Origin of the sequence: Clostridium tetani, from assembly GCF_900167265.1 — a bacterium.
Lineage (GTDB): Bacteria > Bacillota > Clostridia > Clostridiales > Clostridiaceae > Clostridium_G > Clostridium_G tetani.
Window position 1 is genome coordinate 63,075 of record NZ_FUWT01000015.1, and the last position, 10,202, is coordinate 73,276.

A 10,202-nucleotide genomic window follows, 5' to 3' on the forward strand; every position below is an offset into this window, starting at 1 on the left:
TTCATTGATTATAAAACTTTTTTCAGAAATTCCTTTGTTCTTTCTTCTTTAGGGTTAGTAAATATTTCTTCTGGAGATCCTTGTTCTACAATCTTTCCTCCATCCATAAATATAACTCTGTCCCCAACATCTTTTGCAAAACTCATCTCATGAGTTACAACCACCATTGTCATTCCTTCTTTAGCTAAATCCTTCATTACACTTAAAACTTCTCCAACTAATTCTGGATCTAAGGCAGAGGTTGGCTCATCAAATAGCATTATCTCTGGTTCCATAGCTAAAGCCCTTGCAATAGCAACCCTTTGTTTTTGTCCTCCAGATAATTTTGAAGGATATGCATCAGCTCTATCTGCTAATCCAACTTTTTTAAGTAAATCCTCCGCTCTTTTTATAACTTTCTCTTTATTTTCTCCTTTAACAGTAATAGGTGCTTCCATTACATTTTCTAAAGCTGTCATATGAGGAAATAAATTAAAGTTTTGAAAAACCATGCCCATTTTTATTATCATATTTCTCATTTTAGCTTTATCTTTAGGATTTAACTCTTCCCCATCAATTAATATTTTACCTTCATCTATTTTTTCTAAATTATTTAAACATCTTAAAAATGTACTTTTACCTGATCCTGAAGGTCCTATTATTACAAGAACCTCTCCTTTTTTTACATTTATATTTAACTTTTCAAATACTGTTAATATATTAAAACGTTTTGTTATATCCACAGTTTCTATTACATTCATTGTGATACCTCCTATCTAAATCTGTAATTTATACCTTAAGTTTAATAAACAGAAACCTTTTTCTCTATTTTGCCAAATACTATAGTAAATACTGTAGTTAATATAAGATATATACATGCTGCCACTAAAAAAGGTTCTAATGGTCTAAAAGTTGCAGAATAGCTTTGTTGAGCTACCCTCATTACCTCTTCCATACCACCTAATACAGATACTAATGATGTATCCTTTAATATAGTTATAAATTCATTTCCAGTAGGTGGAACTAAAACTCTTACTGCTTGAGGTAAAATTATTCTTTTCATAGTTTGTCCATAGCTAAATCCTAAGGCTTTACATGCTTCAAATTGCCCTTTATCAACGGATATTATTCCGCCTCTTATTATTTCTGCCATATAAGCTCCTGAGTTTAAACTAAGTCCTATAATAGCTGCAGTCATAGCACTTAATTCTATATTTAGAAAAGGTAATCCATAATAGAAAAAATATAATTGCAATAACATAGGAGTTCCTCTTATTATCCATGTATAAAATGATGCCAATCCATTTAATACTTTTATTTTTGAAAGTTTTAAAAGTGCAACAAAAACTCCAATTAAACTTCCAAGTACTACAGAAATTATTGTTAATTCTATAGTTCTTCCTGTAGCTTTAATTAATAATGGAATTATATTCTTAAGTAAATTCATATCCATTATAATCGTCCCCCTTTTTATAACTTGAAAAATTATCAGGCACTAATAAATTAGTGCCCTATTCTAATTTTTATTTTTGATCTTTATATATGTCTGCTCCAAACCATTTTTCTGATATCTTAGACATAGTTCCATCTTTAATCATTTCATCTATAATTTTTTGAACTTCTTCTTGTAATTCTTTTTCTCCCTTTTTAAAAGCTATTCCTATTGGTTCTTGTTCTAGGGATTTTATTACCTCTGATTTATCTTTTTGTTTTGATAAATAATATCTTCCAACAAATTCATCTACTATAACTGCATCTATTCTTCCTATTTCAAGGTCTTGAAACACTTGAGGAACCTTATCATAAGCCTTTACTTCTTTAACACCTTCTATTTTCTTAGCTGCTATTTCTCCTGTGGTTCCAAGTTGTGCCCCTACTATTTTACCTTTTAAATCTTTTTCATCTTTTATACTTGTATTTCCCTTTTTAACTACTAACGCTTGACCACTATCTACATAGGGTTTTGTAAATTCTGCTTCTTTTTTTCTTTCCTCTGTTATACTTATTGCTGAAGCTGACATATCTATTTTATTTGAATTCAATGACATCATAAGACCACCAAATTCAGTCATTACATATTCTACTTTTCCCCCTAGTCTCTTACCTATTTCATCACATAAATCAATATCAAATCCTATGAGTTCATTTTTTTCGTTTCTAAATTCCATTGGAGGATAAGTATCCTCAAGACCAACTTTTATTACTTTATTATCCTTTATCTTTTGTAACACATTTACATTCTTTTTATCGTCCTTTTCTTTATTGTCATTTTTGCTGCATCCAACAAAAATTGAACCTACTACTAAAGTACTTAATAATAACGCTAATATTTTTTTCATTGTTCTTTTCTCCCCTTTTTATTGTTATTTATATATATCATATCCAAACCACTTTTCTGATAGTTTAGAAAGAGTACCTTCTTTCTTTAACTCATCTAAAGTTTTTTGAACTTCATCTCTTATATCTGTATCTTCTTTTCTAAATCCTATTCCTACAGGTTCACTAGTTAATTTAGTATCTAATAGAACTAAATCTCCACTACGTTTTTTAAGATAATAGCCTGCAACTTGTCCATCTGCAATTACTGCATTTATCCTTCCCACAGATAAATCATTAAAAGCTTGTGTTACCCCATCATATTTTTTAAGTTCTTTAATTCCTTCAATTTTATTTGCAGAAACCTCTCCTGTTGTCCCCATTTGACATCCTATTACTTTACCTTTTAAATCTTCTACCTTCTTTATATCTTTTTCATCTTTTTTAACTACTAATTTTTGCCCTCCAACTATATAAGGTTCAGAAAAATTCATTTCTTTTTTTCTTTCTTCTGTTATGCTCATAGTGGAAAGTATCATATCGTATTTCTTAGATTTTAATGATAGAACTATTCCTGACCAATCATTAGTTATAATTTCTAATTTCACTCCTAATTTTTTAGCAATTTCTTTCCCTAAATCCACATCAAATCCAACAAGATTATGACTTTCATCTCTAAATTCCATAGGTGGATATGTATCATTAAGTCCCATTTTTAATACCCCATCTTTTTTTATCTTTTCAAGTGTAGATAAACTTTTATTATTTTTATCATTTCCTTTATTACTTGTATTTTTATTACCGCAACCTATAATGAGTAGCATTGATACTAAAAATACCACCAATATAGAAAGTGTCTTTTTCATAGCCCCAACTCCTTTTATTTAATTTGCCCCCTTCAATGATTATGATTATACATCTTTATTTATATTTATGCAACACTTTTTAAAAAGTTTCCTATGGATTTTATTTATTTATAGTCTGTAATAATACATAACCCCCACTTAAATCCTTGTTTCTAGACTGAAATACTTATTATTTTTATATTGTACTTTTAAATTACACAAAATCCCCATTCGAATATTTATACATGATTTTATGTATAAATATTGCATAGTAATTTAAATTAGTATTTTACAATAGCATTTCTAACATATATAATTTATATATATTTTAAGTTTCATTATTATAAGGAGAAAAGTAATATGCTTAATGATATAAAAACAGAACTTCAGAATATAGCTGATACTATAAAAGCAATCACAAATGTTGATGTAACCATAATGGATAGAAATTTAAAAAGAATTGCTGCTACTGGTATCTTAAGAAATAATATAGGAAAATTCGTTCCTCAAAATTCTGCTTTTCATAAATCTTTAACTACAGGAGAGCAATATTTTATAACAAATCCTCCAAATCATCATCTCTGTTTAGATTGTTATAATAAAGAAAGTTGTGAAGAAAAAGCAGAATTATGTATACCTATTAAAGATGAGAACAATATAATAGGTGTTTTAGGTATGTGCATATTTGATGAAGAAACTAAAAATAATTTTATAAATAAACATGAAGGTTATAAGAATTTTGAGAGTAGATTAAGCAGTCTTATATCCACTAGAATAAACGAAAAAAAACTAGGGATTTTAGTAGAGTATCGATCATCTGAACTGATGACCTTAATAAATTCTTTAAATGAAGGAATTATAATTTTAAATAATAACAAACAGATCTTATCTATGAATAATTATATTAAAGAAAAAGCTAACCTTTATGGTATTAAAGAACATACAAATATAAAAGAAATTCTACCTAATAAAATTTTAGATAGATTACTATCCAAAAACTTTCATGGAGAAATCGGTATTTTTGAAATAAACCAATTTAAATTTATACTAAACTCCTCCCCCATAATAGTAAAAGGCAGAAAAAAAGGAGTTGTTCTAGTCTTTTCTGATTTTCATAAAATGCAAGAATCTATATTAAAAGCTAATAAAAGTTCTAACATTATAACCTTTGATGATATTATAGGTGAAAGTGAAACTCTATTAAATGCAAAAAGACAAGCTATTCAGATTGCTGAAGAAGACATATCTGTTCTTATTCTCGGTGAAAGTGGTACAGGTAAAGAAGTCTTTGCAAGAGCTATTCATTTTGCTAGTAATAGAAAAAATGAAGCCTTTATGCCCATAAATAGCGGAGCTATTCCTGAAAATCTAATTGAAAGTGAGCTGTTTGGTTATGAAAAAGGTGCCTTCACTGGTGCTAATACCTCTGGTAAGATGGGAAAATTTGAGCTTGCAAAGGACGGTACTGTTTTTTTAGATGAAATAGGAGATCTACCTATACATATGCAAGTAAAACTCTTAAGGGTTTTAGAGGAGAGGGAAATTATAAGAGTTGGTGGAAATGAAACTATAAAGGTAAACCCTAGAATAATATCTGCTACTCATAAAAATTTATATAAAATGGTTACTGAAGATAAATTTAGAGAAGATTTATTCTATAGATTAAATGTAGTTCCTATAACTATACCACCTTTAAGAGAAAGAAACTACGATATAATTATTTTAGCTAGATATTTTCTTAAAAAGTATAATAAAGTGTATGGGAAAAATCTACTTGGATTTACAAAGGAATGTGAGAAAAGCCTTTTAAACTACTCCTTCCCTGGTAATATAAGGGAACTTAGAAACTTAATAGAGTATTCTATAAATTTTGAGAAAGGAGACTATATAACTACAGATACCTTAAATCAGAAATTAAACCCTTCTAATGATACAGGAAAAGACTTAACTCTTGCTGAAATGACTAGAATTTATGAGAAAAAAGTTTTAGAAAATTATATAAAAAAGTATGGTGATAATGTAGATGCTAAGAAAAGTATTGCTAAAAAACTTGGTATAAGTATAGCAACTTTTTATAGAAAATTAGAATAAAGTAAAAAGACTTAAACATTAAAACTTGTTTAAGTCTTTTTACTTTATTCTTCTATGGATTCTGCAATTTTCTCTAGTGTTTTAGCTGGAATATTACCTTCTATATTATATTCTACACCATTTTTATTACTATTAACACTCTTCACAGTTTCAGTAGGCTTATCAACATTTTCCTTTGGATTATCTTGCCTATTATCGTCCTCATTTTTTTCATTTTCCTTCGGATTTTTTGATCCATTTCCATCTTCAAATGCTGTTTTATCTCCTTCTAGAACTTTTAATTCTAGAAAGTTACCACTGTTAGGATTTTTATAAGTTATTTTTAAGACCTTTGAACCATAAGCTGTATCCATACCTATATTAGTTACATCATATCCTTTAGGAATATACGAAGGTAAATTTATTTTACCTCCCCAGAGGTTTTCAGCTTTAGCTAACATTTGTTCTTCACTTAATTTAGGTTTTTCCTTTCCTTGGCTAGGTTTAGGATTTTCCTTCTTAGGATTTTTTATATGCTTATTTGGCTGAGTTTTTTCTTTATTTGTAGGGGTATTATCTCCCCCATTTACAATCTTATTATCTTTAGGTTTCTTAGGTTGTCCCTCATTGGGGTCTTTTTCCTTTATATTTTCATTCTTTGTATCTTTAACTTCTTTTTTTTCATCAATCTTCTCTTTTGGATTATCTAGCTTTTCTTCTTTTTCCTTATTATCTAATACAACATTCTTTCCATTATTATCATTATCTATTGTTGGTGAATTATCATTCATAAATCTATTGTATTTTAAAAAGGAAAAAGTGAAAAACATTATTAAAATAGAAGACACCAATGCTAAGCCTTTCATGCTTTTATATAAAAACCTATTTTTTCTTTTAAAGGGTTTAACTACATTATCTTCTTTTTTAATCCTGCTTAAAGTTTTTAATTTTAAGTCTTCAGTTACATAAATATCTTTTAATTCATTTTCTAGTGAATTTTTAATAAAACTATTTTTATCCACCATATCCACTCTTCCCATCTTCCAAAATATTTTTTAAGATTTGTCTACCTCTATAAAGTCTACTTCTTACAGTACCTTCTGCTATTTTTAGTATATCTCCTATTTCTACCGTTGAAAACTCTTCATAATAATAAAGTAAAATTACATCTTTATATTGTTCTGGTAATGACATTACTTTTTCCAATATATTTTCTCCTTCTATTTTATTTATTATCTTCATTTCCATGTTTTCTTCAGTAGCAGATATTTCCTCTTCTCTTTCTCCAATAAAGGACATTTTTCTCATCCAAGCACTCTTAAGTATATCCTTGCAAGTATTTACTGTAATGGTCATAAGCCAGCTTTTTTCTTTTTCTATATATTCTAATTTATCTATATTTTTATATACTTTTATAAAAACCTCTTGGAAAGCGTCTTCTGCCATGCTTTTATCTTTAAGGTACATATATGCAACCCTTAATACATCGTTACCATAGTCATCAATTAATTGTTCTACCTTATCGTGCATATTGCATAAATATCCGAAGGGATATTTTCCTCCTCCCCTATAAATAAAACGAAATACATTGCAATTTCGCTTCATTTTTATTAAAATTTTCTTATTTTAAAACTTATCTTATTTGTAGTTGAGCTTTTATAAGATTAGTTGTTACCCTGGTTATTACAATACTAGATTTTTTATCATGTAATATTTCTTCTAAAACATCAGTAACATCTTTATCAAAGCTCTTAACTATATTACCATCTTTTGAAGTAATAACCCCTATATCTCCTTGTTTTTTAAAATAAAGATTGTCCCACTCCCTTAAATCATAATCTTTATTTATTATGTTTATAGTTATTCCTCTTTCGTTAAATATATTGATAAATCTATCATATTTTTCTTTATATTCACTATATTCCTCTTTTAGTTTATCGACTTCTTCTCTCTTTGATTTTATTTTTTCTTTCATCTCATATATGTCTTTACTATATTTTTTATTTTTTTTATCTAAGTTCTGTATTTTTTCTTTTTTCTTTTCTAAATAATATTTATTTATTTTAAAATTACTGGTATCATTATTCATGAATACACATCCTTATTCCATTATATTCTAGAACAAAAGAGGTGTTAATATTGAAAAAAATATTAGATTTTATTAATAGATTTATCTTAATTTTATCAAATTCTTTAAGAAAATTAAATAAATTTATAAAAATACGTCATCAAAAAAATGTAATTACAGTAAATAGCTTCATTAAAAAGCATAAAACTATAAAGGATACATTTGATCCTTTAATTAAAGAGAAATCTTTGGAAAATGCAGAATTACTATCTACATTAAATCACTTACAAAAAATAGATAATAATCTTTCCAATGAACTTAAAGATTTTAAATTTAAAAACAAATATATATGCAAAAAAATTCAAATATTAAGTGATTTAATAATAAACAAATAAATAAAACTTCATCCTCAATATTTTTATAGAAGCTGAAGTATTATTTAAAAACATTTAATGGCCCAGATATGTAATCTTATAATCCTAGTTTTCGCTTATGATAATTGGTTTTTTATTACTTCCCTTATAATATTTGATAATTTATTTTTATCTTCCTTATCTAATCTATCTACATATATAGGCTCCTTTATTATTAGCCTTACTTTTCCAGGTTTTATTTTGTTGTTTTTATTCCCTTCTCTTATTTTATATGTACCATCAATAACTACTGGTACAACAGGAACACCTGATTTTAAAGCTAGTTTCATGCTTCCCTGTTTAAAATCACCTATTTTCCCTTCTTTATTTCTTGTTCCCTCTGGAAAAATCACCATAGAATATCCTTGCTTTAAGTTATCTATTCCTTTATTTATAGCCTTTACGGATTCTCTTATATTTTCCCTATCTATAAACACACAATGTATCATTTCCATCCATTCACTTATAATCTTAACTTTTTTAATTTCTTTCTTTGAAATAAATCCCATAGGTTTTCTTATTCCAGCCAATAAAACTGGTATATCAAATAAACTTTGGTGATTAGCAACATATAAACAACTTTCTTTAGGTAAGTTCTCTAAACCTTCAATTTCTAACTCTACCTTCGCCTTTTTTAGTATGTATTCCGCCCAGTTTAATACATGGTCGTTTATAATTTTTTCTGCTTCATCATTTCCTTTAATCCTTCTAATTCTTTCAACTTTTTTCTTCTTAAAAGCAGTTTTTATCATATATGCTCCTAATTGAATATATAGAAAAAAATTATTCATGCTAATCTTCTCCAATCTTTATCTAGTTAATCTATTACATTATAACATATAACTCTTTATATAAAAAACAAAATTCTATACTGATTAGACTAAATTTATTTTTAATTAACAATACTTATGTATAAAATTACTTATATGGTCTATAATATAAAAAACTGCGACGCACTTTTTAGTGAACAGTGAATAGCTAATAGCTATTCACTAAAAAAATTACATCATAATTTTTTTATTTTAGTAAATTAGTAGGTGATGCTTAATGTTAAAAAATAGCACTAGAGTTTTTAAGTTATTAGCAATTTCAACATTAATATTATCTATTTTTTTATTGGTTTTTAGTTTTAAGTTAAAAATACACACTGATAAGAATTTAGATAAGAATTTTATAGAAGTTCATTTTATAGATGTAGGTCAAGGGGATTGCACTTTAATAAAAGGAAATAAAATAAATTTATTAATAGATTCAGGCTCAAAAATATACAAGGATAAGGTTATTTCTTATCTTAAAAAAGAAAATATAAAGGATATTCATTTATTAATTGCTACCCATCCTCATGAAGATCATATAGGTTCTATGTCCTACATTATAGATAACTTTAAGATACATACTTTTTATGCCCCTAAAGTTCAAGAAAATACTCCTTGTTTTTATTCAATGATAAAATCCCTAAAAAATAAAAATTTGAAAATCACCTCTGTTAAAGCTTTGGATAAAATAAATCTTTCTAAGGATTTAAAATGTACAATCTTAGGTCCTAATTCCTCTAATTATAGCTCACTTAATAATTATTCTATAGTAATGAAACTTAAATTTAAAAACACCTCCTTTTTATTTACAGGAGATGCAGAGAACATAAGTGAATCTGAAATTCTTTCAAAAAATTTAGATCTTAAAGCTAACGTTTTAAAACTAGGTCATCATGGAAGCAATACTTCATCTACAGAATCATTTTTAAAAGAGGTTTCTCCTAATATAGCCATCGCAAGCTGTGGGAAAAATAATCCTTTCAATCATCCATCCATTAAAGTCATACAAAGACTTAAAAAAGAAAATATACACTTTTTGAGAACTGATATAGATGGAGATATAATTATATATTCTAATGGAAAAAATTTAATACGAATATATAAATAAAAAGCTAGGACACAGTTTTTTATTTAATGAATAATGAATAATTGTGGATATTTTTTCTTCATTGTCATTACAAAAAAATTCTAATGTTTAGCTTAGCTAAAGGATCATCATATAGAATAAATATATTTTTTTAATTAAAAAAGCAGAACTGTTAAAGTCCTGCTTTTGTTTTTACACTATGAAATTTAAGTTTAAAATGGCTCCGTGGAAAGGATTCGAACCTTCAACCCTTCGGTTAACAGCCGAATGCTCCACCATTGAGCTACCACGGAACATTATAAACCTGGCAACGTCTTACTCTCCCACAAGGTCACCCTTGCAGTACCATCGGCGCTTAGAAGCTTAACCATCGTGTTCGGCATGGGAACGGGTGTTACCTTCTAGCTATAATCACCAGATGTTGATTCACAGAAATCTCTGATTTCGTTTTGAATCAGTACTTCTCAGCTACGCTGAAGAAGTTTCCTTTGAAAGAATAATTCTTTCAAAATTGCACAGAGTAAATAATTTGATCAAGCCTTCGATCTATTAGTATCAGTCAGCTAAATACATTGCTGCACTTACACCTCTGACCTATCAACCTTGTGT

General features: G+C 27.4%; 11 protein-coding genes, 1 tRNA gene and 2 rRNA genes. 3 read left to right on the plus strand and 11 right to left on the minus strand.

Features of this window, described 5'->3' with window-relative positions:
• Window positions 1-8: 8 nt before the first annotated feature.
• The 4 genes from B5D21_RS11280 to B5D21_RS11295 all read right to left on the minus strand — a co-directional run bounded on the left by B5D21_RS11280 (window position 9) and on the right by B5D21_RS11295 (window position 3,161).
• Window positions 9-740, minus strand: coding sequence for an amino acid ABC transporter ATP-binding protein (locus tag B5D21_RS11280; RefSeq protein ID WP_011098845.1), 732 nt, complete (start codon window positions 738-740; stop codon window positions 9-11).
• Window positions 741-781: 41 nt separating this feature from the next.
• The gene (locus B5D21_RS11285; protein ID WP_011098844.1) at window positions 782-1,432 is read right to left on the minus strand and encodes an amino acid ABC transporter permease; all 651 of its coding nucleotides are present in this window, start codon (window positions 1,430-1,432) and stop codon (window positions 782-784) included.
• Between the two features lie 70 nt (window positions 1,433-1,502).
• Window positions 1,503-2,318, minus strand: a complete 816-nt coding sequence (locus B5D21_RS11290) for an ABC transporter substrate-binding protein (protein ID WP_011098843.1) — start codon at window positions 2,316-2,318, stop codon at window positions 1,503-1,505.
• A gap of 24 nt (window positions 2,319-2,342) precedes the next feature.
• Window positions 2,343-3,161 (minus strand): ABC transporter substrate-binding protein, encoded by an 819-nt coding sequence (locus tag B5D21_RS11295; protein WP_011098842.1) that lies wholly within the window; start codon window positions 3,159-3,161, stop codon window positions 2,343-2,345.
• Window positions 3,162-3,500: 339 nt separating this feature from the next.
• On the opposite strand from B5D21_RS11295, the gene B5D21_RS14425 reads away from it, so the two are divergent.
• A complete protein-coding gene (locus B5D21_RS14425; protein WP_011098841.1) occupies window positions 3,501-5,231 on the plus strand; it encodes a sigma-54-dependent Fis family transcriptional regulator in 1,731 nt (576 codons plus the stop codon).
• A 44-nt stretch (window positions 5,232-5,275) separates the two neighbouring features.
• Here B5D21_RS14425 and B5D21_RS11305 read toward each other — a convergent pair whose 3' ends face one another.
• The 3 genes from B5D21_RS11305 to B5D21_RS11315 all read right to left on the minus strand — a co-directional run bounded on the left by B5D21_RS11305 (window position 5,276) and on the right by B5D21_RS11315 (window position 7,299).
• On the minus strand, window positions 5,276-6,235 hold the full coding sequence (locus tag B5D21_RS11305; RefSeq protein ID WP_035110855.1) for a DUF4367 domain-containing protein: 960 nt from the start codon (window positions 6,233-6,235) through the stop codon (window positions 5,276-5,278).
• Entirely contained in the window at window positions 6,225-6,740 is a 516-nt protein-coding gene (locus B5D21_RS11310; protein ID WP_035110854.1) for a sigma-70 family RNA polymerase sigma factor, read from the minus strand. The genes B5D21_RS11305 and B5D21_RS11310 overlap by 11 nt, the downstream gene beginning before the upstream one ends.
• Before the next feature lie 103 nt (window positions 6,741-6,843).
• The gene (locus B5D21_RS11315) at window positions 6,844-7,299 is read right to left on the minus strand and encodes a coiled-coil domain-containing protein (RefSeq protein WP_011098838.1); all 456 of its coding nucleotides are present in this window, start codon (window positions 7,297-7,299) and stop codon (window positions 6,844-6,846) included.
• A 50-nt stretch (window positions 7,300-7,349) separates the two neighbouring features.
• Between B5D21_RS11315 and B5D21_RS11320 the strand changes: the two genes are divergently transcribed.
• Entirely contained in the window at window positions 7,350-7,673 is a 324-nt protein-coding gene (locus tag B5D21_RS11320) for a hypothetical protein (protein WP_035110852.1), read from the plus strand.
• A 95-nt stretch (window positions 7,674-7,768) separates the two neighbouring features.
• Here the strand turns inward: B5D21_RS11320 and B5D21_RS11325 are convergent, their stop codons facing one another.
• Window positions 7,769-8,482 carry a lysophospholipid acyltransferase family protein gene (locus tag B5D21_RS11325; protein WP_035110851.1) on the minus strand — a complete coding sequence of 238 codons (714 nt, stop codon included), beginning with the start codon at window positions 8,480-8,482 and terminating at the stop codon, window positions 7,769-7,771.
• A 256-nt stretch (window positions 8,483-8,738) separates the two neighbouring features.
• Between B5D21_RS11325 and B5D21_RS11330 the strand changes: the two genes are divergently transcribed.
• Entirely contained in the window at window positions 8,739-9,614 is an 876-nt protein-coding gene (locus B5D21_RS11330) for a ComEC/Rec2 family competence protein (RefSeq protein WP_011098836.1), read from the plus strand.
• A 197-nt stretch (window positions 9,615-9,811) separates the two neighbouring features.
• Here B5D21_RS11330 and B5D21_RS11335 read toward each other — a convergent pair.
• The 3 genes from B5D21_RS11335 to B5D21_RS11345 all read right to left on the minus strand — a co-directional run.
• Window positions 9,812-9,886: transfer RNA gene (locus B5D21_RS11335), tRNA-Asn, on the minus strand.
• 9 nt (window positions 9,887-9,895) lie between these two features.
• Window positions 9,896-10,012, minus strand: a 5S ribosomal RNA gene (gene rrf / locus B5D21_RS11340).
• A gap of 110 nt (window positions 10,013-10,122) precedes the next feature.
• A 23S ribosomal RNA gene (locus B5D21_RS11345) occupies window positions 10,123-10,202 on the minus strand; the annotation flags it as partial.

Excerpts from the sequence above, each read along its gene's own strand:
- B5D21_RS11280 (WP_011098845.1), bottom strand. The coding sequence starts at position 740 with ATGAATGTAATAGAAACTGTGGATATAACAAAACGTTTTAATATATTA.
- B5D21_RS11285 (WP_011098844.1), bottom strand. The coding sequence starts at position 1,432 with ATGGATATGAATTTACTTAAGAATATAATTCCATTATTAATTAAAGCT.
- B5D21_RS11290 (WP_011098843.1), bottom strand. The coding sequence starts at position 2,318 with ATGAAAAAAATATTAGCGTTATTATTAAGTACTTTAGTAGTAGGTTCA.
- B5D21_RS11295 (WP_011098842.1), bottom strand. The coding sequence starts at position 3,161 with ATGAAAAAGACACTTTCTATATTGGTGGTATTTTTAGTATCAATGCTA.
- B5D21_RS14425 (WP_011098841.1), top strand. The coding sequence starts at position 3,501 with ATGCTTAATGATATAAAAACAGAACTTCAGAATATAGCTGATACTATA.
- B5D21_RS11305 (WP_035110855.1), bottom strand. The coding sequence starts at position 6,235 with ATGGTGGATAAAAATAGTTTTATTAAAAATTCACTAGAAAATGAATTA.
- B5D21_RS11310 (WP_035110854.1), bottom strand. The coding sequence starts at position 6,740 with ATGCACGATAAGGTAGAACAATTAATTGATGACTATGGTAACGATGTA.
- B5D21_RS11315 (WP_011098838.1), bottom strand. The coding sequence starts at position 7,299 with ATGAATAATGATACCAGTAATTTTAAAATAAATAAATATTATTTAGAA.
- B5D21_RS11325 (WP_035110851.1), bottom strand. The coding sequence starts at position 8,482 with ATGAATAATTTTTTTCTATATATTCAATTAGGAGCATATATGATAAAA.
- B5D21_RS11330 (WP_011098836.1), top strand. The coding sequence starts at position 8,739 with ATGTTAAAAAATAGCACTAGAGTTTTTAAGTTATTAGCAATTTCAACA.